The following is a 22,112-nucleotide window of genomic DNA, read 5'->3' on the forward strand; positions in this document are numbered from 1 at the left end:
GGACACGAACCGAGGAGAGGAACGGCGATGACCGCAACCGTGACAGCCGGCGACCGGGCCACCGTGGCCTGGCGAGGCTTCGCCGGGACCCGCTGGCGCGAGCTGATCGACGTGCGCGACTTCATCCAGGCCAACTACACCCCGTACGAGGGTGACGCGTCCTTCCTGACCGGCGCCACGGACCGCACCCGGGCCGTCTGGGAGAGGGTCGGCTCGCTGTTCCCGGAGGAGCGCGCCCGCGGCATCCTCGACGTGGACACCGCGACACCGTCGACGATCACCTCCCACGCGCCCGGCTGGATCGACCGGGACCGGGAACTGATCGTCGGTCTCCAGACGGACGCCCCGCTGAAGCGCGCGATCATGCCCAACGGGGGTCTGCGCATGGTGGAGAACAGCCTCAAGGCGTACGGTTACGAGGCCGACCCGTTCGTGACGAAGGTCTTCGGGACTTATCGCAAGACCCACAACGACGGTGTCTTCGACGCCTACACGCCCGTGATGCGGGCCGCGCGCAGGGTCGGCATCATCACCGGGCTGCCGGACGCCTACGGCCGCGGCCGGATCATCGGCGACTACCGGCGCGTCGCCCTCTACGGCACCGAGCGGCTGATCGAGGCCAAGCGGGCCGAGAAGGCCTTGTCGGACGGCCGGCCGTCCACTGAGCACGTCATCCGCGATCGCGAGGAACTCGCCGAGCAGATCAAGGCACTGGGCGAGCTGACCCTCATGGCGGCGACCTACGGCTGTGACGTGTCCCGTCCCGCCGTCACCGCGCACGAGGCCGTGCAGTGGCTCTACCTCGGCTACCTCGCCGCCGTGAAGGAGCAGAACGGCGCCGCGATGTCGCTGGGCCGCACGTCGACCTTCCTCGACGTCTACCTCCAGCGGGACCTCGACGCGGGGATCGTCGACGAGACTCGCGCCCAGGAACTGATCGACGACATCGTGATCAAGCTGCGGATCGTCCGGTTCCTGCGGACCCCCGAGTACGACGCCCTGTTCTCCGGCGACCCGACCTGGGTGACCGAGTCCATCGGCGGCATCGGCGACGACGGCCGCACGCTGGTCACCCGCACCTCCTTCCGCTTCCTCCAGACCCTCTACGATCTCGGCCCCGCCCCCGAACCCAACCTCACCGTGCTGTGGTCGCCGCGGCTGCCCGCCGGCTTCAAGAAGTTCTGCGCCCAGGTCTCCATCGACACCAGCGCCGTCCAGTACGAGTCCGACGAACTGATCCGCCCCCGAAACGGCGACGACACCGCGATCGCCTGTTGCGTCTCCGCCATGAGGGTGGGCAAGGAGATGCAGTTCTTCGGCGCGCGCGTGAATCTGGCCAAGGCGCTGCTCTACGCCGTCAACGGCGGCCGCGACGAGATGACGGGTGACCAGGTCACCCCCGAGACGCCTCCGCTGACGGGTGAGTACCTGGACTTCGAGGAGCTCTCGGCGGCGTACGACCGGGTCCTGGACTGGCTGGCGGAGACGTACGTCAACACCCTCAACGTCATCCACTACATGCACGACAAGTACGCGTACGAGCGCGTGGAGATGGCGCTGCACGACCACCCCGTGCACCGGTTCATGGCCTGTGGCGTCGCGGGGCTCTCCGTCGCCGCCGACAGCCTGTCCGCCGTCAAGTACGCCCGGGTGAAGGTCATCCGGGACGCCACCGGACTGGCCGTCGACTTCCTGACCGAGGGCGAGTTCCCGGCGTACGGCAACAACGACGACCGCGCAGACGCGCTCGCCGTCGGCCTGGTGGAGTCCTTCATGGCGAAGGTCCGCAGGCACCCCACCTACCGAGATGCCGAACACACCCAGTCGGTGCTGACCATCACCTCGAACGTCGTCTACGGCAAGCACACCGGCAACACTCCCGACGGGCGCCGGACCGGACAGCCCTTCGCCCCGGGCGCCAACCCGATGAACGGCCGTGACCGGCACGGGGTGGCCGCCTCCGCGCTCTCGGTCGCCAAGCTGCCGTACGAGCAGGCCCGCGACGGCATCTCGCTGACCACCACCATCACCCCTGAAGGCCTCGGGCACGCCCCGGCGGAGCGTGCCGGACACCTGGTCGGCATCCTCGACGCCTACATGGCGGCCGGCGGCTTCCACATGAACGTCAACGTGCTGAACCGGGAGGTGCTGGAGGACGCGATGGAACACCCGGAGAAGTACCCGGAGTTGACCATCCGGGTCTCCGGATACGCGGTCAACTTCGTCCGCCTGACGCGGGAGCAGCAGCTCGACGTGATCAGCCGCACCTTCCACGGAACGCTGTGAAGGCGGTGACGACGTCGACGGGCGGCCGGATCCACTCCTGGGACCTGTCCACCGGCGTGGACGGTCCCGGGACCCGCTTCGTCCTCTTCGTCAGCGGCTGCCCCCTGCGCTGCCTGTACTGCGCCAACCCCGACACCTGGCACATGCGCGACGGCCGGGAGACGACGGTGGACGAGGCGATGGCGGAGATCGAGAAGTACCGCTCCTTCATGACCACCGCGGGCGGTGGGGTGACGATCACCGGGGGAGAGCCGCTGCTCCAGCCGGCCTTCGTCGGCGAGGTGCTGCGCCGCTGCAAGGAGGCCGGACTGCACACGGCCCTGGACACCTCCGGCTTCCTCGGCGCACGCGCCACCGACGCACTCCTCGCCGACACGGACCTGGTCCTGCTGGACATCAAGTCCTTCGACATCGGCACCTACCGGAAACTGACCGGCGGACGCCTCGCCCCCACTCTCGACTTCGCCACCCGCCTGGACGGCCTCGGCGTCCCGATGTGGATCCGCTATGTGCTGGTTCCCGGCTGGACCGACGACCCGCGGTCCGTGGACGCGCTGGCCGGCTTCGTCGCGGGGCTCGGCGCGGTCGAGCGCGTCGACGTACTGCCCTTCCACAAACTCGGAGCCTCGAAGTACGAGGCCCTCGGCATCCCCTTCCCGCTGCGCGACACCCCCGCGCCCGACCCGGCCCTGACCGAGAGCGTCCGCGAGCGCTTCAGGGAGCAGGGCGTGGCCGCCTACTGACGGCCGAGCCACCCGCGGTACGCGGCCACGGCCGTCGGGAGCGTCGGGAAGACGAGGTCGCCGCCGACCGAGTCCGCGAGCCCGTACGCCGCGAGGTCGTCCATCAGGTCCTGCTTCACGCGGGCGAGGGCGAACACGATGCCGCGGCGGGCCAGTTCGCGGCGCAGTTCGTCGACCGCGTCGAGGGCGGTGATGTCGACCTCGACATTGGCCTCGGTGTTGAGGACGAACCAGCGGACGGGGTCGGTCTGTTCGTCGACTGCGGCCAGGGCCCGGCGCCGGAAGTCCTCCGCGTTGGCGAAGAACAGGGGCGAGTCGTAACGGTAGACCAGGAGCCCGGGGATCGTCCGGGCCTGCGGGTAGTCGTCGATGTCGTGCATCCCGGCCACACCGGGGACCAGGCCCTCGACGGCGTCGTGCGGACGCGCCACCCGGGTCAGCAGCTCGGCCACCGACAGACCGACGGCGACGATCACCCCGTACAGGATGTCCAGGGCGAGCACACCCGCGAGGCAGCCGACCGCCAGGAGCAGTTCCCGGCGGCGGAAGGAGGCAAGCCGCCGGAAGCCGGCGAGGTCGATCATGCGGACCGCGGCGTAGACGACGAGCGTGCCGAGCACCGCGGACGGCGTGCGCGCCAGCAGCGGGCTGAAGAAGAGCAGCACGGCGAGCACCACCGCCCCGGCCACCAGCGAGTACGCCTGGCTGCGGGCGCCCGCCGAGGAGGCGAGGGCAGTTCGGCTGGCGCTGCTGCTCACTGGGAAGCCGTGCAGTACCCCGGCGCCCAGGTTGGCCGCGCCCAGGGCGAGGAACTCCTGGTTGGCGTCGAGCTCGGGCCCTTTGTCGTCGTGGTCGGCGAACGCTCGCGCGGTGAGGATGAAGTCGGTGTAGGCGACCAGCAGCACACCGAGCGCGGGCAGCACGAGGTGGGGCAGCTCGCCCAGGTCCGGGACGGTGAGGCCAGGCAGGCCGGACGGGACCTCGCCGATCACCTCCAGTCCGTACCGGCCGTCGAGGTTTAGGACAACGACGGCGGCGGTGCCGAGAACGAACGCGACCAGCGGCCCGGGCACGGCGCGGGCGTAATGGGCCGTCAGGAAGAGGAACACGAGGACGACGGCGGAGAAGACCACGGTCGCCGGGTCCGCGTCGGGCAGGTGGACGAGGAAGGACCACACCTGGGGGAAGAACTCCGCGCCCGCCGTCCGCACCCCGGTGAGTTTGGGCAGCTGGTCCACCATCATGATGAGCGCCACGCCCGCGAGATAGCCGATCAGCACGGGGCGGGACAGCAGGTCCGCGAGGAAGCCCAGCCGCACCGCCCGGGCGACCAGGCAGAGCAGCCCGACCGTGACGGCGAGGGTCGCCGCCAGCGACGCGTAACGCCCCGCGTCCCCGGCGGCGAGGGGTGCGACGACTGCGGCCGTCATGAGTGCGGTCGTGGACTCGGGGCCTACCGACAGCAGTCGTGAGGAGCCGAGCACCGCGTACAGGGCGAGGGCCGGGAGGATCGCCCACAGGCCGGTCACCGGCGGCAGTCCGGCCACGGCCGCGTAGGCCATGACCTGAGGGACCAGGTAGGCGGCCACCGTCACCCCGGCGAGCAGATCACCCGTGAGCCACGCGCGCCGGTAGCCGAGGAGCGTCACGAGACCGGGAACCAGCCGGCGCCACTTCGGGACGTGTCTGCCCGAGGTCTTGGACATCAGCCGCCCTCCGTCGTCTGCCCTCATGATCCACCGGCCGTCAAGGCTACGGCGCGAGCCGGCGTGCCCGGCGTGCCGCACTCGGCCCAACGGCCCCGGAGAACAGGGCCGTTCGGCCCCGTGGACACGGACCTTCGGCATCCGTCGCCGCCCTGCGCGCGCGGCCAGAGTGAGGGGTGTCAGGCACCCACCCCCGACCTCCCCCGAAGGGAACCATGACCATGGCCGTGCACGAGCACCCGCACCGGAGCTCCGGATTCCCCCTGCCGTCGTTGCGCAGGAACCGGAATGCCTCCGCATCCGAGTCGGCCGTGTCGGCAGACACCGGCGCGCACACCGCGCGGGCCTACGCCTTCGCGTCCCTGCGCCTGCTCACGGGCTTCGTCTTCCTGTGGGCGTTCCTCGACAAGGCCTTCGGCCTCGGCTACGCCACCCCGTCCGGTAAGGGCTGGATCGACGGCGGATCGCCGACGAAGGGCTTCCTGGGCTCTGTCGCTGTCGGACCGATGGAGTCCACCTTCCACTCCTGGGCCGGCGACCCGTGGGCGAACGGGCTGTTCATGCTCGGGCTGCTCGGGATCGGCCTCGCACTGGTCGCGGGGGTCGCGCTGCGCATCGCCGCCATCGCGGGGACCGCGATGATGGCGCTGATGTGGATCGCCGAGTGGCCGCCGGCCAAGCACCTCTCGGACGGCTCGGCGAGCATGTCGACGAACCCGTTCGTCGACTACCACCTGATCTACGCCGTCGCGCTGATCGTCCTGGCCGCTGCAGCCGCCGGCGACACCCTGGGCGCGGGCCGGCTCTGGGCCAGGCTGCCCGTCGTCCGCGACCACAGCTGGCTGCGCTGAACACCGGCGGCGCGGTGCGTCCGTCACCCGGCCCGCCGCGCCGATCCGTGCAGGGGGTCGGTCGGCCTCGGTTCGGGACCAGTGGCCCCTGCACGACGAACCGGCCGAAGACGAATCTGGAATCGGATCCCTCGCCCCAGGAGGTGGAGATCATGCTCCGCAGCATCACCGTAGGTCTCGACGGCTCGCGTGAGAGCCGGGCCGCCGCAGAGTGGGCGGCCCGCGAAGCGAAGCTGCGTGGCCTGCCGCTGAAGATCGTCCACGTCTGGGAGCCGGTGCCCGAGCCCATGGCTCAGGCACCGCTTCTCGGAGCCGATACCCATCAGCACTGGACCGAGAAGATCCCGCGGGAAGCCGCGGAGGGTGTCCGGCTGCGTCATCCCGGCGTCGAGGTGAGCACCGAGCAGGTCTCCGGTCACCCCGGTGACGCACTGGCCGAGGCGGCGAAGGGCGCCGAACTGCTCGTCCTGGGCTCGCGTGGCCTCAGCGGGATCGGTGGGTTCATGGTCGGCTCGGTCGGCCTTTCCGCCATCGCGCACATGGACCGCCCCGTCGTGGTGGTGCGGGCGCTGGAAGTGGCCGCCGACGAGCACGAGACGGACCCGAAAGGTGTTCCCTCGGCCGCGACGCCCTTCCTGCCCGTGGTCCTCGGACTCGACGTCGAGCACCCGGACGAGACGCTGATCGAGTTCGCCTTCGACGCCGCCGAGCGCCGGGCGACGTCCCTGCGGGTCGTCCACGGCTGGAACCCGCCGCCCTACTACGCGTACGGCACGCCCGCCAACCCCGCGCTGCACGAGGCGCTGGCCCTCGGCGACGCCGAGGCGCTGGCCGAGGTGCTGCGGCCCTGGCGGACGAAGTTCCCGGACGTGGAGGTCGTCGAGGAGTCCCGCTACGGCAGCGCGGCCGTCCACGTCGTGGACGCCGCCCGCGAGGCCTCCCTCGTCGTCGTGGGCCGGCGCATCCGCCGCAGCCCGTTCGGCGCCCACATCGGGCACGTCACGCACGCCGTCCTGCACCACTCCACCGCGCCCGTCGCCGTCGTCCCGCACGGCTGACCCACCCCCGGATCACCCCCCGATCACCTGCGAGGAGAAGAGAACCATGAAGGCAGCGGTCGTACGAGCGTTCGGTGAGCCCCTGGTCATCGAGGAGCGCCCCGACCCGGAGCCCGGCCCCGGCCAGGTCCGCGTCCGGGTGGAGGCGTCCGGGCTGTGCCACACCGACATCCACGCGGCCCACGGCGATTGGCCGGTCAAGCCGAATCCGCCGTTCGTTCCCGGACACGAGGGCGTCGGCCTGGTGGAGGCGCTCGGAGAAGGCGTCCACCACCTCGCCCTCGGGCAGCGGGTCGCCGTGCCCTGGCTCGGCAGGGCGTGCGGGCGGTGCGAGCACTGCCTGTCCGGCTGGGAGACCCTGTGCGAGCAGCAGATCAACACCGGCTACGGCTGCGACGGCGGCTACGCCGAGAAGATGCTCGCCTGGGCCGACTTCGCCCAGCCCGTGCCCGACGGGATCACCGCCCTGGAGGCCGCCCCGCTGACCTGCGCGGGCGTGACGACGTACAAGGCGCTCAAGGTCGCCGACGTCAGGCCCACCCAGCTCGTCGCGATCTCAGGGATCGGTGGGCTCGGACATCTCGCCTTGCAGTACGCGAAGATCGCCGGAGCCACGGTCGCCGCGATCGACGTCACCGACGAGAAGCTTCAGCTTGCCGCCGAACTCGGCGCGGACATCATCGTCGACGCCCGCAAGGAGAATGTCGGCGAGGTGCTCAGACGGCACGGCGGCGCCCACGCCGCCATCGCGCTCGCGGTGAACGACGCGGCCTTCGAAGCCGTCAACTCCGGTCTGCGACGCGGCGGCAAGCTGATCATGGTGGCGCTGCCCGCGCACGGCACGGTCCGGGTGCCCATCTTCGACACCGTCCTGAACGGCACCTCGGTGATCGGCTCGATAGTCGGCACCCGGCAGGACCACGCCGAGGTATTCCAACTGCATTCGGCCGGCCGTACAAGGGTCATCTACGAGACCCGCCCCCTCGCCTCCGTCAACGACTGCATCGACGAGGTGCTGCGCGGCGAGGTCAAGGCCCGGATCGTGTTCGACCTGGCCGCGGGACGGTGAGCGCGATGAACCTCCCGATCGTGGTCGGTGTGGACGGCTCGGAGTCGAGCCTGCGGGCCGTCGACTGGGCGGTCGACGAGACCGCCCTGCGCGGGGCCCCCTTGCGGCTGGTGTACGCCTCTCTCTGGGAGCGGTACGAGGGCCAGTCCCTCGCGGCGGATCTCGGCAAGCCGTCCGAGCAGGTGACGGCCGACGACATCGTGCGGTCCGCCGCCCGGCGGGCCCGCCTGCGACGCCCGGACGTGGAGGTGTCCACCGACGTACTGCCGGAGGAGCCCGAGTACGCCCTGGTCCGCGAGGGACGCAACGCCTCCGCCCTGGTGCTCGGTACCCGCGGTCGCAGCGGATTCGTCGAGATGCTGCTCGGCTCGGTCAGCCTGACCGTCGCCGCCCACGCGGACTGCCCGGTGATCGTGCTGCGCGGCCGTCACGACCACCAGGTGCGAGCCGGGACGCGCGGCAGGGTCGTCGTGGGCGTCGGCGAGAAGGGGACGGACTCCGCCGCCGTGCGCTTCGCCGTCCAGGAGACGAAGCTGCGCCAGGCGACCCTGGACGCCGTACGGGCCTGGCGGTGCCCCGCGTACGAGACCACCGACCACCCCCTGCTCTCGGGCGAACCCGCGCGACTGCACGAGCAGCACGCCGTCGAGGTCTTGGACAAGGCGCTGAAGGAGGTGCCCGCCGAGGTGCACCTGCGCCGGCGGACGGTCGAGGGCCCTGCCCGCAGGGTCCTGCTGGACGCCTCGAACGAGGCCGACCTGCTGGTGGTCGGGGCCCGGCGCAACCCGGGACACCTGGGACTCCAGCTGGGGCGCGTCGCCCACGCGGTGCTGCACCACTCCGCGTGCGCCGTCGCGGTCGTACCCGAGCAGGTGTGACAGCGGTGGCCGGCTGCTCAGATGTGCGCCGTGTGGTCGGGGACGTAGGTCTGCAGACCCGTTCCCTGCGCGGCAGCCTCGCCGCCTTCTTGCCGGCCATGCCGCCTCCACCGCCCGATGAGCTCTACGCCGACGACTTTCGGAGCCCCACCATGATCAAGGTCGAACACCAGGACGCCACCGTACTGACGGACGAAGAGCTGCGCACCCTGGACGCGCACTGGCGGGCCGCCAACTACCTGGCCGCCGGACAGATCTATCTGATGTCCAACGCGCTGCTCACCGAGCCGCTGAAGCCCGAGCACATCAAGCCGCGGCTACTCGGCCACTGGGGCACCTCGCCCGGCCTCAACCTCGTGTACACGCACCTCAACCGGGTGATCAAGGCGCGGGGTCTCGACGCGCTGTGCGTGTGGGGGCCCGGCCACGGGGGTCCGTCGATCCTGGCCAACTCCTGGCTGGAGGGCAGCTACAGCGAGACCTACCCGGACGTACCGCGCGACGGGGAGGGCATGGCCCGGCTGTTCCGACAGTTCTCGTTCCCGGGCGGTGTGCCCAGTCACGTGGCACCGGAGACGCCCGGTTCGATCCACGAGGGCGGTGAGCTCGGCTACTCGCTGGCGCACGCGTACGGCGCCGCCTTCGACAACCCGGACCTGCTGGTCGCCTGCGTGATCGGCGACGGCGAGGCGGAGACGGGTCCGCTGGCCGCCGCCTGGCACTCCAACAAGTTCCTCGACCCCGCGCACGACGGAGCGGTCCTGCCGATACTGCACCTCAACGGTTACAAGATCGCCAACCCCACTGTGCTCTCCCGTATCCCGGAGGCCGAACTCGACGAGCTGCTGCGGGGATACGGCCACGATCCGATCCATGTGACCGGCGACGACCCGGCCCACGTACACCGGGCCATGGCAGCGGCGATGGACGACGCCCTGGACCGAATCGCCGTGATGCAGCAGACCGCCCGCGAGGACGGCGTCACCGAGCGCGTGCACTGGCCCATGATCGTGCTGCGCACGCCGAAGGGCTGGACCGGTCCCGCCGAGGTGGACGGCGAACCCGTCGAGGGCACCTGGCGCGCCCACCAGGTGCCCCTGGCCGGCGTCCGCGAGAACCCCGATCACCTCCGTCAGTTGGAGACCTGGCTGCGCTCGTACAAGCCCGGGGAGCTCTTCGGCGCCGACGGGCGGCCCGTCGCCGACGTCCTCGCCTGCGTCCCCGCCGGCGCCCAGCGGCTCGGCGCCACTCCGCACGCCAACGGTGGCCTTCTCGTCCGGGACCTGCCCGTCGCCCCGCTCGACGACTTCGCCGTACCCGTCGACAAGCCGGGCACGACCCTGCACGAGCCGACCCGCGTCCTCGGTGATCTCCTGGCCCAGGTCATGAAGGACACGGGCGGACGCCGGGACTTCCGCCTCGTCGGGCCGGACGAGACCGCGTCCAACCGGCTCCAGGCCGTCTTCGACGTCAGCGGAAAGGCGTGGCAGGCCGAACACCTGCCGGTCGACGAGCACCTCGAGCATCACGGCCGGGTGATGGAGATCCTGTCCGAACACACCTGCCAGGGTTGGCTGGAGGGGTATCTGCTGACCGGCCGTCACGGTCTGTTCTCCTGCTACGAGGCGTTCGTGCACATCGTCGACTCCATGGTCAACCAGCACATCAAGTGGCTGCGGACCTCACGGGACCTGCCCTGGCGCGCCCCCATCGCCTCTCTCAACTACCTGCTCACCTCGCACGTGTGGCGTCAGGACCACAACGGGTTCTCCCACCAGGACCCCGGCTTCGTCGATCACGTCCTCAACAAGAGCCCGGAGGTCGTACGGGTCTATCTGCCGCCGGACGCCAACACCCTGCTGTCTGTGGCCGACCACGCCCTGCGCAGCCGCGACTACGTCAACGTCGTCGTGGCGGGCAAACAGCCCTGTTTCGACTGGCTGAGCATGGACCAGGCCCGTGCCCACTGCGCCCGCGGCGCCGGCATCTGGGAGTGGGCGGGGACGGAGAACGGCGGCGAGCCCGACGTCGTCCTGGCCTGCGCCGGCGACGTGCCCACCCAGGAGGTGCTGGCCGCCGCCCAGCTCCTGCGCCGGCACCTCCCCGACCTGGCCGTCCGCGTGGTCAACGTGGTCGACATGACCCGGCTGCTGCCGCGCGAGGAACACCCGCACGGCATGAGCGACTTCGAGTACGACGGCCTGTTCACCACGGACAAGCCGGTGATCTTCGCCTACCACGGCTATCCGTGGCTGATCCACCGCCTTGCCTACCGCCGCACAGGCCACAAGAACCTGCACGTTCGCGGCTACAAGGAGTCCGGCACCACTACCACGCCCTTCGACATGGTCGTCCGCAACGACCTCGACCGCTACCGCCTCGTCATGGACGTCATCGACCGCGTCCCCGGCCTCGCCGTGCGCGCCGCCCCCGTACGCCAGCAGATGGCCGACGCCCGCACCCGCCACCAGGCCTGGATCCGCGAGCACGGCACCGACCTGCCCGAGGTCGCCGACTGGACCTGGGACGCCTGACCGCCCCTCACCGCGAAAGGAACTCACCGCCATGACCGTACGAGTGGGCATCAACGGCTTCGGCCGCATCGGCCGCACCTACCTGCGCGCAGCCCTCGACCGAGCCGAGGAGGGCACCCAGGACGTCGAGGTGGTCGTCATCAACGACATCACCTCAACCGCCACCCCGGCCCACCTGCTGGAGTACGACTCGACCTTCGGGCGCATCGGACGCGACGTCGAGCACGACGACAGTTCCATCACGGTCGACGGACGGCGCATCGCCGTCACCGCAGAACGTGACCCGGCCGCACTGCACTGGTCCGACTACGGCGCCGGCATCGTGATCGAGTCCACCGTACGACCGCGACTGCGACCGGATCGTCTCCGCAGCCTCCTGCACCACCAACTGCGTGGCAACGATGGTGAAGGTGCTCGACGACGCCTTCGGCGTCGAACGCGGAGTGATGACCACCATCCACGGCTACACCAACGACCAGTCGCTGCTGGACAGTCCGCACAAGGACCTGCGCCGGGCCCGTTCGGCAGCCCTGAGCATCATCCCCACCAGTACCGGCGCCGCCCGTGCCGTGGGCCTGGTGGTGCCGGAGTTGGCCGGGGATCGCGGTCCGGGTCCCCGTGGATGACGGCTCGCTCACCGACCTCGCCGTGGTGCTCGCCCGGGAGGCGGGCGCGGACGAGATCAACGCCGCGTTCGAGGCGGCCGCGGACGGCCCGCTGAACGGGATACTGCGCGTCACGAAGGCACCGATCGTCTCCCGCGACGTCATCGGCGACCCTTCGTCCTGCGTCTTCGACCCGGCGCTGACCCAGGCCAACGGAACCCTGGCCAAGGTCTTCGGGTGGTACGACAACGAGTGGGGCTACACCAACCGCCTCCTGGACCTCACGGCCCTCATGGCGGACGACTGACGCGCCCAGGCCGCTCGCCGCCACGGCGGGAGCGGGGCCGGTCGGCGGCAACAGCAGGGCCGACCGGCCCCGGGGGGGACCCGCACAGCCCATGGGCGCCGCCTCCGCTCCGCCGGACGATCGAGATACGGAAAGCCACGGAGGAGACCTGCGATGACGGACGACCTGCTCGACCGGCCCGCGGTGCACGCCCTGCTCGCGGACGGCACCACGGTCCGCATACGGCCGGCGCTTCCGGGCGACCACGAACAGCTCCAGGGGTTCTACGAGGAGATGCCGCCGGAGAACCGCCGGGTGGCGGCGGCCGCGGTGTGCGAGGCGGCCGCCTTGCGGCCCGCCTGGGTCCTGGCGACACCGGACGGCGCCACCGTGCTCGACGCACGGATACGCCTGCTGCCTCGCCACCCCCAGGACCCCTACCCGCGCCGACTGCGCTGAGGAGGAAACGGCCATGAGGCACGACAAGGTCGGCTCCGTGATGACCACGGACGTCGTCCGCGCCGAGTACGGCACCCCGTTCAAGGAGGTGGCCCTGCTGCTCGCGAACCACCGGATCAGCGGACTGCCGGTGGTCGACGAGGACGACGAGGTCGTCGGTGTCCTGTCCGAAACGGACCTGATGATGCACCAGGCGACCGCCCCCGACCCGTACGGGACCAAGCATCGTGCACGGCTCGCCGAACTGACACCCGGCGCCAGGCGTCAGGCCGCGAAGGGCGGGGCACGCACCGCCGGTGAGCTGATGACGCGGCCGGCCGTCACCGTGCACGCCGACGACACCATCGTCCAGGCGGCCCGCGCCATGGCCCAGCGGCACGTGGAACGGCTCCCCGTCCTCGACGAGGAGGACCGGCTCGTCGGCATCGTCACCCGCCGCGACCTCCTCCAGGTCTTCCTGCGGCCCGACGAGGAGATCCGTGCCGAGGTGATCCGAGAAGTCCTGGTGCACGCCCTGTGGCTGCCCGCGCGAAGCGTCGAGGTCGCCGTGACGGAGGGCGTGGTGACGCTCACCGGACACATGGAACGCAAGAGCGAGACGGAGATCGCCGTGGCCATGACCCGCCGGATCGACGGCGTGGTCGACGTGGTCGGCGAGCTCACCTACCGGCTGGACGACGCTCGCCTGCGCACCGCGGAACAGACGCAGGCGATGCACGGCGTGGCCGACGACTGGCTGCGCCGACTGTGAGAGGAGGCGGACGATCATGGCCGACACCGTGTTGGTCACTTACGGAACGACGAACGGATCCACGGCGGAGATCGCCGAGGCCGTCGCCGCCATCCTGCGCAAGGACGGGCTGACCGTCGACTCGCTGCCGGCCCGGTCGGTGACGAGCGCGGCGCGCTACGACGCCGTAGTGGTCGGCGGCGGGCTCTACGCGGGGCGCTGGCACAAGGACGCGCGGCGGTTCGTCCGCCGCAACCGCGTCCTCCTCGCGGAACGCCCGGTGTGGTTCTTCAGCAGCGGCCCGCTCGACGCCTCGGCCTCCGAGCGGGACATCCCGCCCGTGCGGGGCGTGCAGCGGGCCATGGACCGACTGGACGTCCAGGACCACATCACGTTCGGAGGGTGCCTGGAGGAAGGCGCCAGAGGGCGGGTGGCCGGGATGATCCTCCGTTCCGGCAAGGGCGGTGACTTCCGGGACTTCGGCGCGATCGAGGCATGGGCCAAACGCATCGCCGACGCACTGACGCAAGCCTAGGAGGAGAGGGACTGTTCGGCCCACACCCATCGGCCCCGATACCCACCGGGCATCGGGGCCGGACTCATGGCGTCGTCCGGTCCGGCACCACGGCAACGGGGCACGCAGCCCTGCGCACGAGGGCCCGCACGACCTCGCCCCACCCGGTTCCGGCGTTCCTTCCCACCACGACCAAGGACGCGCTCCCGGCATGGTGTACAAGCGCCTGGGCCGGAGTGAAGAGAGCGACGTCTTCGTACACCGGAACGCGCGGAAACTTCGCGCGCCACGGCCGCAGCACGTCGGCGAGGAGCTGCACCTCGTGGTCCTCCCAGGACGCACGTTCTCGCAGATGGGGCACCAGATCGGGGCGCGGACCGGCGGTCAGCTCGTCCAGGCGCGCCGCCGGCGCGGGCACCGCCAGGAGGTCGATCTCACTCTGCACGGTCACGACGGTCGCGCCCTCGGCGGTGCGATGCACCCGGTACGGCGTGGACCTCGTGTGGTTGGCAGCCGTAAAGACAGACGAACAGGGCCGACGGGGTCCCCTGAAGGGCCGTTCGGTCCCAGGCCGGGTGGGGCCGGGGCCGACAGGGCCCCTTCCACCGCGCGGACACGGTGAGGACCGGCCGGACCGGCGATGAGGGCCGGACGGCCCAAGCGGATCAGACCGATGCCGGACAAGGTGGACGCGTGGGGCAATCTCGGAAATCGGACAAGCGGATGGGGATGAGCGTCATGAAAGGCTTCGTCTTCCACGGTCCCGGGGAGTCCGCCTGGGAGGAGGTCCCGGACCCGGCCATCAAGGAACCCACCGACGCCGTCGTGCGGGTCGGTGCCGGCACCATCTGCGGCACGGACCTGCACATCCTCAAGGGCGACGTGCCCGAGGTGCGTCCGGGCACGGTCCTGGGCCACGAGGCGGTCGGCGAGATCGTCGAGGTCGGAAGCGACGTACGGACCGTACGCCCGGGCGACCGCGTGCTGGTCTCCTGCATCAGTGCCTGCGGCCGCTGCCGCTACTGCCGGGAGAGCAGCTACGGGCAGTGCCGGGGCGGAGGGGGCTGGATTCTCGGGCACCTGATCGACGGCACCCAGGCCGAGTACGTCCGCGTCCCCTACGCCGACCTGTCCGTGCATGCCCTGCCCAGCTCGGTGGAGAGCAAGGACGCCGTGCTGCTGGCGGACATCTTCCCGACCTCCTACGAGGTGGGCGTCCTCAACGGGCAGGTGCGCCCGGGCGACACTGTCGCCGTCGTCGGCGCCGGTCCCATCGGCCTCGCGGCGATCGCCACGGCGCGCCTGTTCGCGCCTGAGCGGATCATCGCCGTCGATCTGGCCGCGCCCCGGCTGGAGGCCGCCAAGCGGCTCGGAGCCGATGCCGTGGCCGACGCCCGCGAGGACCCCGAGCAGCTGATCGCCGATCTGACCGACGGGCTCGGCGCGGACGTCGTCATCGAGGCGGTCGGCGTGCCGGAGAGCTTCGAACTGTGCACCCGTACGGTGCGGCCGGGCGGGCACGTGGCCAACGTAGGTGTGCACGGCAAGCCCGCGACCTTGCACCTCGAAGACCTGTGGATCAAGAACGTGACCATCACCACCGGACTCGTGGACACCCACTCCACGCCCACCCTGCTGCGCATGGCCGCGGCCGGCCGACTGCCCACCGCACAGCTGGTCACCCACACCTTCCCGCTGGAGCGCATGGAGGAGGCGTACGACGTCTTCGCCCGGGCCGCCGACACCGGGGCCCTCAAGGTGGTCCTCGGCGTGCAGTCCCACGAGGAGGTCGCCGTCCGGGCGGCGTGACGAGAGGATGTGACGGGTCATGACCGAACTGACGCGGGCGAACGTGACGGAGGGCGCGCCCTCGGGTGACCTGGGCCGCCGACTCGCCGCTCGCCGTATCCGACTCGGGCTGACGCGAGAGGAGACGGCCGCTCGAGCGGCCATGGCCCCCACCTATGTGGCCTACCTGGAGCAGCACTCCGAAGCCTCGCCCGGCAGGGGTGCACTGCTCGCCCTGGCAGCGGTACTGGAGACCACGGTCGCGGCGCTCACCGGGGGCGACGCCGATCTGCCGCCCGGTCGTCAACAGGCCGGGCACGGTCCGGAGTTCACCGAGCTGAGCAGGGCCGAGTGTGCCGAGCTGCTGTCGACGCACGGTGTGGGAAGGCTCGCCGTGTCCACGGCTCTCGGGCCGGAGATCATCCCGGTGAACTACAGCGTCGTCGACGACACCATCGTCTTCCGGACCGCGCGCGGCGCGACGCCGGCGCTCGCGGCCGACTGCCCGGTCGCCTTCGAAGTCGACCGCATCGACGACGTGTTCAGCCAGGGCTGGAGCGTGGTGGTGCGCGGCAACGCGCGCCTGGTGACGGATGTCCGTGAGGAACGTCGGCTGGCGAAACAGGCACGCGGCGCGCCCTGGGCCGCAGGCCGGCGCGACGTCTGGGTACGCATCGGGCCGTATGGCGTCACGGGACGCCGCATCGCGGTCTGACCAGGGCCTTTCTCAGGAATCCGGGGACCGATGGTCCCTGGCCGGGGACTATCGGTCCCCATGACGATGGTCAGTGTCACTACCGGGTTGCCAGGTGAGAGACGAGAAGGCAGATGGACGCCAACGACGGATTCCGCGAACTCGACCGACAGGAGTGCCTGCGCCTGCTGGCCACGGTGCCTGTGGGACGCATCGTGTACACGAGGCAGGCGTTGCCCGCCGTTCTGCCGGTCAATTTCTGTCTGGACCATGACGGCGCGGTACTGGTGCGGACGTCGGCCTCCTCGGAACTGGTGAGCGCGGTCGACGGAGCATTGGTCGCGTTCGAGGCCGATGAGGTCGACGCCGCCGCCCACTCCGGCTGGAGCGTCGTGGCCATGGGAGCGGCCACCGTCGTGACCGACCCGGCCGAGCGTCTACGGCTGCTGCGGACCGGGCCGCGTTCCTGGGCGCCGGCGCCGCGGGAGGTCTTCGTGCGAATCGATCCGGAGCTGGTCACCGGACGCGAACTCGTCGGCGGAAGCTCCCTGTACGGCGTGCCGTTCTCCTCCTGAACCCCGGCACGATGTTTTCAGGACCTCGTCACCCTGTCCCTTGCGGACCGAACGGCCCTTGCGGCAAGGGCCGTTCGGCGTTTCTTCGGGTTCTCCCGGCTCATGCCCGCGGTGATGGCGCACGAGGAACATCGTCCGAGGAGGCCGACGCGTTCGTCGAGCGCCGCTTCCGTCGAACGGTCACTGAAGGAGACTGTGATCGCAGGTCCCGCACGACTGACGGGATCAGGTCATCGGGGACGGACCGTCCGCTGTCAGGCGAATCCCGGTGATCAGATCGGGGCTGATGCGGACGGCGTGATCCAGCTTCTGTGACACCCACGGACGCAACAAGGCCCGGTAGCGGGCCAGCTCCCGTGGGTCGGTGACCAGCCGCGCGTAGCCCGTGACGACCACGCTCCATCCGAGGTGGGTGTCGGGGTCGATGTCGTCGGCCTCGTAGGCGACGACGGCCCCCTCGGCCTCGTTCTGCCGGGTGTACCGGGCCAGCGTGGCGTCACCGTGGGTGCGGATGACGATGTCGCCGTCGACCAGGGCGTGGTTGACCGGGCGGATGGCCGGCAGCGCGTGCCGGGTGAAGACGATCCGCCCCAGAGCCACGCTGCCCAGGAGCCGCAGCGCCTCGACGGCGTCCAACTCGACACTCCCGTGTGTTCCGGTGGCCTTCGACTGCTCGTCATCGCCCGTCATCGCTGGTCTCCGTATCGTTGGCTCGCTCATGCCTCTCCGTCCGCCGGGGCCCCGCGTGCTCCTGCTCCCGCGACCGCACGGATGCCGAGCGGCCATGTGCCACGGAGCGACACCGCGGGGGATCGGTGTCGCTCCGGCATCCACTGTCCTTCGGGTCACTCGGTTCCCACAGGTGCCGATGGTCCCCCGCCGCAGGCCGGACGGCTCTACGCCGCCGGTGACCTACCGGCGGTGCATGGTCTCCAGAGCGGTGGCCAGCACGTGGGGATCGTGGTGGCCCTTGTAGACGGCCGGTGGCTGCCTGTCGAGCTTCAGGAGCCGCGCCACCGCCGTCCAGGCGGTGCGTACGGAGTACTCGACGGTGAAGACGACATCGTCGGGCACTTCGGCGAACTGTCCGATGAGGGCGAGGTTGACAGACCCTTCCGGCACCACCTGGGGCCGATCGCCGCGGTGGCGCGCCAGGAACTGGCTGGTGATGTACGGCATCACGCAGGGCACGACGGTGGAGGTCGCCAGGATCCGGGCCGCCGTCCGCTCGTCGAACGGGAGCCGGTTCAGGACCTCCTCGAGGATCTCGCGGCCCGTGCACATGGTCATCGGCTTGGGCGTGGTGTTGCCGGCGCGGCCGGAAACAGGCCGTAGCCCCACCAGACCCCGGCGTCCTCGGGCTGGTCGCGGTAGACGGGCTGGCGGTTGGCGACGATGGTGAGCAGCCAGTCGGAGTCGGTGAAGGTCATCAGGCCGCCCTTGCCGGTCGGCCGGCCGCTGAACTCCTCGAGAGCCGTCAGGAAGGCGGGGTCCTTGGCAGTGACCGTGAACGACTCCCAGCGTGACTCCTTGACGCGCTTGTCGAAGACACCCGGGTCGCCGAAGTTGTCGCGGCCACGGGCCAGCCGGTGCCACAGCAGCCAGGCGTCCGAACGCTGGGGCGCCGGCGGCGGCGCGGTGGTGTGTGAGCCGATGCTGGAGGCATCGGTCATCGAGCCGGGCATGGAGAAGCGGGCCCCGGAGCGGACGGACACCAGCAGGGGGTCGTCGGGCCGACCGAGCTGCCGTTGCGCGGCCTGCTCCAGGGCGCCGAGGTGTTCGGAGATCTCGCGGGCCAGCCCGTCCGGCTCGGAGCCGGTGGTCAGGAAGGCCCGGCAGGCCTCGGTGGTCACGGTGAAACCGGGTGGGACGGGCAGGCCCAGCCGGGTCATCTCGGCCAGGTTCGCGCCCTTGCCGCCGAGCAGGCCGGCCAGGTCACGGCCGCCTTCTGCGAAGCCGTACAGGTAACGGGCCATGACACCGGTCCCCTCGGTCGGATGCTGGCTGGATGCCTCACCAGCGTCCGACCACCGTGACCGGAAGGGGCAGGTGCCGTCGGTCCCCTCCACTGGGCCGGTCGGCCCAGGCAGGCTCGCCGCCACGTCATGGCTGCGCCCTGAACGGTCCGCCGTGGGAGGAGACGTGCGACGGCGAGGGGCCAGGGGCAGGCCCGCTCACCGAGAAATGCAGCCCTGAAGCGGAGTCCTGGGCACACGGCTCGGTGTACTACCGCACGCCCCGGCCGACCACTAGCGTGACCCATGACCGGGCCGGTGGGTGTCCGTACGTCGAGGGGACCTGGAGGAGTACCGGTGGGAAGCCCTGAGGAGGCTCGCGTGCGGCTGCCTCAGCTGCGGCTGGACGAGCTGTTGGAGGAGCTACAGGCGCGCCTGGACGCGGCCCGTGGCACGCGTGACCGGGTACACAGCCTGCTGGAGGCGGTGCTGTCGGTCGGCCGGGAGCTGGATCTGGAGCAGGCCCTGCACCGCATCGTGGAAGCGGCCGCGGTGCTCGTCGACGCCGAGTACGCGGCGCTCGGCGTGATCGGCCCGGACGGCAGGGGGCTTTCGGCCTTCCACACGGTCGGAGTCAGCGAGGAGCAGATCGCCAGTATCGGACCGTACCCGGAGGGCCACGGGATCCTGGGGGAGCTGATCCGTCACCCCGAGCCGCTGCGCCTGGCGAAGATCTCCGAGCACCCGGCCTCGTACGGCTTCCCGGCCCACCACCCTCCGATGAACACCTTCCTCGGCGTCCCCATCCGGGTGCGCGACCAGGTCTTCGGCAACCTGTACCTGACCGAGAAGCGGGGCGGCGCCCAATTCGACGAGGAGGACGTCTCGGTCACCCTCACGCTGGCCGTGGCGGCAGGCGTCGCCATCGACAACGCGCGCCTGTATGAGGAGTCCCGGCTACGGGAACGGTGGCTGCGGGCGAACGCGGAGATCACCCACAGCCTGATGTCCGGCGCTGAACGCACGGAGGTCCTCGCTCTGATCGCCGAGCGGGCCGCTGAGATCACCGGATCCGCCCTCGCTGCGGTCGCGCTGCCCCTGGGGGACTCCGGGTTGCTCGCCGTGGAGATCGCCGTCGGCATGGACGCCGATGCACACCGGGGCCTTGTCCTGCCCATGCACAGCAGTCTGATGGGGCTTGCCTTCTCCGGCGCCGTCCCGGTGTCCAGCGCCGATGTCGGCCGAGACGATCGGATCTCCCTGGAGCCTCCGAGGTTCGACGGACTCGGCCCCGCCGTCGCCGTGCCCATCGGCACGGGCGACGCGGGTCCACGAGGCGTGGTCCTGCTGGCGCGAAAGGCAGGCCGGCCGGTGTTCTCGGCGATGGAGACCGAGCCCCTGAACACCTTCGCCGGACAGGCCGCCCTCGCGATGGAGCTGGCGGAACGGCGCCAGGACGCCGAGGAGGTCGCGGTGCTCAAGGACCGTGACCGGATCGCACGTGACCTGCACGACCTGGCGATCCAGCGGCTCTTCGCCACCGGCATGACGCTCCAGAGCGCCGGCCGTTTCATCGAGCACGAGGAGGCCGCGGAGCGCGTGGTGCGCGCGGTCGACGACCTGGACGAAACCATCAAGATCATCAGATCGACCATCTTCGGTCTGCGGACCCGCGACGGCGCAGAAGAGGCCGGACTGCGGGCACGGGCCGTACGGGTGGTCGGGCAGGCGGCGCCGGTCATCGGCTTCGCCCCCAGCGTCCGGATGGAAGGCTTGCTGGACACCGACGTGCCGAAGGAGATCGCCGATCACGTGGTGGCGGTGCTCTCCGAGGCCCTCACCAACATCGCCCGGCACGCCCATGCGGACCGCGCCGACGTGCTCCTGGCGACGGACGGACGCGAGGTGCGGCTGTCGGTCACGGACAACGGTGTCGGCATCCCCGCCGAAGGCCGCCGCAGCGGGCTGCGCAACATGGCGGAGCGCGCCGAGCAGCTGGGCGGTCGACTCGAACTGGAGAAGCCCGAGGGCGGCGGCACCACGCTGGTGTGGCGGGTGCCGGCGCAGAAGCCGTAAGCGCTGACACGCACGGCACCTGCGCCTGAGGGAGCGCAGCGACACCCGTATGCCGGTGCACCCCTGATACGCCGACGGACAGCGCTTCGCCGGGCCGACGACCTGATCCCCGGCCCGGCGTGCCGCGCCGCCGTACCCGCGCCCGGGGGCCGATCGGCTCGGGGCCGGGACCTCCGGCCCCTCCTGCGGCAGGCGCGTGGCTCGGAGACTGACGGTGCATCCCTGAAGGAGGTCCGCACATGCCCGCCATCATCGTCGGTCTCGACGGCTCGCCCGAAAGCCTGGCCGCCGTAGACTGGGCCGCTCGCGAAGCAACGCAACGAGAGACACCTCTGTGTCTCCTGCATGCCGGAGACCCGCTGGGTTCTCTGTACATCCCCTACATGGGGGTCCCGGCGCCGGGCGCGATGGAAGCGCAGCGCGAGTGGTCCGCTCACCTGCTGCACGAGGCGGAATCCCGGCTCACGGAACGCCACCCCGGCCTGCGGATCAGCACCCGGCAGGCCGAAGCGGAGGCCGTCCCGGCCCTGCTGTCAGCCCCGGAGGCCACCGAACTGCTGGTCCTCGGCTCCCGGGGCCTGGGCACGGTGACCGGTTTCCTGGTCGGCTCCGTCGCCCTCGCGGTCGTGGCGCGCACCGAGCGGCCCGTCGTTCTCGTACGAGCCGGTGAGCACGCGGAGGACGAGCATCGTCCGGACGCCACGGGCGCCCCGTCGGGCACCACTCCGTACCGTGACGTGGTCCTCGGGCTGGACCTGGAGGAACCGGGGGACGCCGTCGTCGAGTTCGCCTTCGAGACCGCCCGCCGTCGCGCGACCGGCCTACGGGTCGTCCACGGCTGGAATCCGGCGACCGTCTACGGCTACGGCGCGGTTCTCGACTCGGGACTCAGCGCCGAACTGGCGGAGGGGACACGGCACGGACTGAGCGACGTTCTGCGGCCGTGGCAGGAAAAGTTCCCCGGGGTGGAGGTGCGCGCGCAGGCCGTCATCGGCAGCGCGGGCCGTCATCTGGTGCACGCCTCACGGGACGCGTCACTGGTCGTCGTCGGGCGGAAGAAGCGCCACGCGTGGGTCGGAGGCCGCATCGGCCCGGTGGCGCACGCCGTGCTCCAGCACGCCGGGGCACCCGTAGCGGTGGTGCCCCACGACTGACGCGGGCGCCGCGGGGTGAGGAGTCGACCGCGGAGCACAAGGACGGGGTGCCGACCATCACGGTCCCGGTCCCGACGGAGAAGGCGGGGACCAGGACCATCCAGGTGCGGCGCGGCTGAGGCAGGGGGCGTCGGGCCGCATCAGGTGTGCG

18 protein-coding genes and 2 pseudogenes are annotated in these 22,112 nt (G+C 71.0%); 16 read left to right on the top strand and 4 right to left on the bottom strand.

The genetic code is table 11. The features are described 5' to 3' along the window. Nucleotides 1–27 precede the first annotated feature (27 nt). Complete coding sequence (gene pflB, locus ACIPFH_RS34375; protein WP_401832811.1) at nucleotides 28–2,286, top strand: formate C-acetyltransferase; 2,259 nt, start codon at nucleotides 28–30, stop codon at nucleotides 2,284–2,286. Then, complete coding sequence (gene pflA, locus ACIPFH_RS34380) at nucleotides 2,283–3,029, top strand: pyruvate formate-lyase-activating protein (RefSeq protein ID WP_401832813.1); 747 nt, start codon at nucleotides 2,283–2,285, stop codon at nucleotides 3,027–3,029. The genes pflB and pflA overlap by 4 nt, the downstream gene beginning before the upstream one ends. Here pflA and ACIPFH_RS34385 read toward each other — a convergent pair. Then, nucleotides 3,023–4,735 (bottom strand): SulP family inorganic anion transporter, encoded by a 1,713-nt coding sequence (locus ACIPFH_RS34385; RefSeq protein ID WP_401832816.1) that lies wholly within the window; start codon nucleotides 4,733–4,735, stop codon nucleotides 3,023–3,025. The genes pflA and ACIPFH_RS34385 overlap by 7 nt on opposite strands. 221 nt (nucleotides 4,736–4,956) lie before the next feature. On the opposite strand from ACIPFH_RS34385, the gene ACIPFH_RS34390 reads away from it, so the two are divergent. The 9 genes and pseudogenes from ACIPFH_RS34390 to ACIPFH_RS34430 all read left to right on the top strand — a co-directional run bounded on the left by ACIPFH_RS34390 (nucleotide 4,957) and on the right by ACIPFH_RS34430 (nucleotide 13,740). Continuing rightward, nucleotides 4,957–5,586 (top strand): hypothetical protein, encoded by a 630-nt coding sequence (locus ACIPFH_RS34390; protein ID WP_401833325.1) that lies wholly within the window; start codon nucleotides 4,957–4,959, stop codon nucleotides 5,584–5,586. A 152-nt stretch (nucleotides 5,587–5,738) separates the two neighbouring features. After that, nucleotides 5,739–6,644, top strand: coding sequence for a universal stress protein (locus ACIPFH_RS34395; RefSeq protein WP_401832818.1), 906 nt, complete (start codon nucleotides 5,739–5,741; stop codon nucleotides 6,642–6,644). Between the two features lie 46 nt (nucleotides 6,645–6,690). Then, nucleotides 6,691–7,713 carry a zinc-dependent alcohol dehydrogenase gene (locus ACIPFH_RS34400; protein ID WP_401832820.1) on the top strand — a complete coding sequence of 341 codons (1,023 nt, stop codon included), beginning with the start codon at nucleotides 6,691–6,693 and terminating at the stop codon, nucleotides 7,711–7,713. A gap of 5 nt (nucleotides 7,714–7,718) precedes the next feature. Next, nucleotides 7,719–8,591, top strand: coding sequence for a universal stress protein (locus tag ACIPFH_RS34405; protein WP_401832823.1), 873 nt, complete (start codon nucleotides 7,719–7,721; stop codon nucleotides 8,589–8,591). A gap of 152 nt (nucleotides 8,592–8,743) precedes the next feature. Next, nucleotides 8,744–11,125: a phosphoketolase gene (locus ACIPFH_RS34410; RefSeq protein WP_401832826.1), complete on the top strand. Its 2,382-nt coding sequence runs from the start codon at nucleotides 8,744–8,746 to the stop codon at nucleotides 11,123–11,125. 31 nt (nucleotides 11,126–11,156) lie between these two features. Then, nucleotides 11,157–12,037: pseudogene (locus ACIPFH_RS34415) on the top strand (type I glyceraldehyde-3-phosphate dehydrogenase). A gap of 153 nt (nucleotides 12,038–12,190) precedes the next feature. Continuing rightward, nucleotides 12,191–12,475 (top strand): hypothetical protein, encoded by a 285-nt coding sequence (locus tag ACIPFH_RS34420; RefSeq protein ID WP_401833359.1) that lies wholly within the window; start codon nucleotides 12,191–12,193, stop codon nucleotides 12,473–12,475. A 13-nt stretch (nucleotides 12,476–12,488) separates the two neighbouring features. Then, entirely contained in the window at nucleotides 12,489–13,226 is a 738-nt protein-coding gene (locus tag ACIPFH_RS34425; protein ID WP_401832828.1) for a CBS domain-containing protein, read from the top strand. Between the two features lie 16 nt (nucleotides 13,227–13,242). After that, nucleotides 13,243–13,740, top strand: a complete 498-nt coding sequence (locus ACIPFH_RS34430) for a flavodoxin domain-containing protein (protein ID WP_401832831.1) — start codon at nucleotides 13,243–13,245, stop codon at nucleotides 13,738–13,740. A 64-nt stretch (nucleotides 13,741–13,804) separates the two neighbouring features. Here ACIPFH_RS34430 and ACIPFH_RS34435 read toward each other — a convergent pair whose 3' ends face one another. Further along, entirely contained in the window at nucleotides 13,805–14,200 is a 396-nt protein-coding gene (locus ACIPFH_RS34435) for a hypothetical protein (protein WP_401832834.1), read from the bottom strand. Between the two features lie 257 nt (nucleotides 14,201–14,457). Between ACIPFH_RS34435 and ACIPFH_RS34440 the strand changes: the two genes are divergently transcribed. From ACIPFH_RS34440 to ACIPFH_RS34450, 3 genes are all read left to right on the top strand, one after another. After that, nucleotides 14,458–15,528 carry a zinc-dependent alcohol dehydrogenase family protein gene (locus tag ACIPFH_RS34440; RefSeq protein WP_401833328.1) on the top strand — a complete coding sequence of 357 codons (1,071 nt, stop codon included), beginning with the start codon at nucleotides 14,458–14,460 and terminating at the stop codon, nucleotides 15,526–15,528. 19 nt (nucleotides 15,529–15,547) lie between these two features. Further along, on the top strand, nucleotides 15,548–16,222 hold the full coding sequence (locus tag ACIPFH_RS34445) for a pyridoxamine 5'-phosphate oxidase family protein (RefSeq protein WP_401832835.1): 675 nt from the start codon (nucleotides 15,548–15,550) through the stop codon (nucleotides 16,220–16,222). Nucleotides 16,223–16,335: 113 nt separating this feature from the next. Next, nucleotides 16,336–16,776, top strand: a complete 441-nt coding sequence (locus ACIPFH_RS34450; protein ID WP_401832836.1) for a pyridoxamine 5'-phosphate oxidase family protein — start codon at nucleotides 16,336–16,338, stop codon at nucleotides 16,774–16,776. Between the two features lie 225 nt (nucleotides 16,777–17,001). On the opposite strand, the gene ACIPFH_RS34455 is transcribed toward ACIPFH_RS34450, so the two are convergent. Beyond that, complete coding sequence (locus ACIPFH_RS34455; protein WP_401832839.1) at nucleotides 17,002–17,466, bottom strand: pyridoxamine 5'-phosphate oxidase family protein; 465 nt, start codon at nucleotides 17,464–17,466, stop codon at nucleotides 17,002–17,004. A 222-nt stretch (nucleotides 17,467–17,688) separates the two neighbouring features. Then, nucleotides 17,689–18,752: pseudogene (locus ACIPFH_RS34460) on the bottom strand (oleate hydratase). 336 nt (nucleotides 18,753–19,088) lie between these two features. Between ACIPFH_RS34460 and ACIPFH_RS34465 the strand changes: the two are divergent. After that, nucleotides 19,089–20,807: a GAF domain-containing protein gene (locus tag ACIPFH_RS34465; protein ID WP_401832840.1), complete on the top strand. Its 1,719-nt coding sequence runs from the start codon at nucleotides 19,089–19,091 to the stop codon at nucleotides 20,805–20,807. Nucleotides 20,808–21,046: 239 nt separating this feature from the next. Further along, nucleotides 21,047–21,961, top strand: coding sequence for a universal stress protein (locus tag ACIPFH_RS34470; protein ID WP_401832842.1), 915 nt, complete (start codon nucleotides 21,047–21,049; stop codon nucleotides 21,959–21,961). The last annotated feature ends 151 nt before the right edge of the window (nucleotides 21,962–22,112 follow it).

It is taken from the genome of Streptomyces sp. NPDC088157, from assembly GCF_044741545.1.
GTDB lineage: Bacteria > Actinomycetota > Actinomycetes > Streptomycetales > Streptomycetaceae > Streptomyces.

Excerpts from the sequence above, each read along its gene's own strand:
- ACIPFH_RS34440 (WP_401833328.1), top strand. The coding sequence starts at position 14,458 with ATGAAAGGCTTCGTCTTCCACGGTCCCGGGGAGTCCGCCTGGGAGGAG.
- ACIPFH_RS34385 (WP_401832816.1), bottom strand. The coding sequence starts at position 4,735 with ATGTCCAAGACCTCGGGCAGACACGTCCCGAAGTGGCGCCGGCTGGTT.
- ACIPFH_RS34470 (WP_401832842.1), top strand. The coding sequence starts at position 21,047 with ATGCCCGCCATCATCGTCGGTCTCGACGGCTCGCCCGAAAGCCTGGCC.
- ACIPFH_RS34395 (WP_401832818.1), top strand. The coding sequence starts at position 5,739 with ATGCTCCGCAGCATCACCGTAGGTCTCGACGGCTCGCGTGAGAGCCGG.
- ACIPFH_RS34400 (WP_401832820.1), top strand. The coding sequence starts at position 6,691 with ATGAAGGCAGCGGTCGTACGAGCGTTCGGTGAGCCCCTGGTCATCGAG.
- ACIPFH_RS34410 (WP_401832826.1), top strand. The coding sequence starts at position 8,744 with ATGATCAAGGTCGAACACCAGGACGCCACCGTACTGACGGACGAAGAG.
- pflB (WP_401832811.1), top strand. The coding sequence starts at position 28 with ATGACCGCAACCGTGACAGCCGGCGACCGGGCCACCGTGGCCTGGCGA.
- ACIPFH_RS34450 (WP_401832836.1), top strand. The coding sequence starts at position 16,336 with ATGGACGCCAACGACGGATTCCGCGAACTCGACCGACAGGAGTGCCTG.
- ACIPFH_RS34425 (WP_401832828.1), top strand. The coding sequence starts at position 12,489 with ATGAGGCACGACAAGGTCGGCTCCGTGATGACCACGGACGTCGTCCGC.
- ACIPFH_RS34445 (WP_401832835.1), top strand. The coding sequence starts at position 15,548 with ATGACCGAACTGACGCGGGCGAACGTGACGGAGGGCGCGCCCTCGGGT.
- ACIPFH_RS34420 (WP_401833359.1), top strand. The coding sequence starts at position 12,191 with ATGACGGACGACCTGCTCGACCGGCCCGCGGTGCACGCCCTGCTCGCG.
- ACIPFH_RS34430 (WP_401832831.1), top strand. The coding sequence starts at position 13,243 with ATGGCCGACACCGTGTTGGTCACTTACGGAACGACGAACGGATCCACG.
- ACIPFH_RS34405 (WP_401832823.1), top strand. The coding sequence starts at position 7,719 with ATGAACCTCCCGATCGTGGTCGGTGTGGACGGCTCGGAGTCGAGCCTG.
- ACIPFH_RS34390 (WP_401833325.1), top strand. The coding sequence starts at position 4,957 with ATGGCCGTGCACGAGCACCCGCACCGGAGCTCCGGATTCCCCCTGCCG.
- ACIPFH_RS34455 (WP_401832839.1), bottom strand. The coding sequence starts at position 17,466 with ATGACGGGCGATGACGAGCAGTCGAAGGCCACCGGAACACACGGGAGT.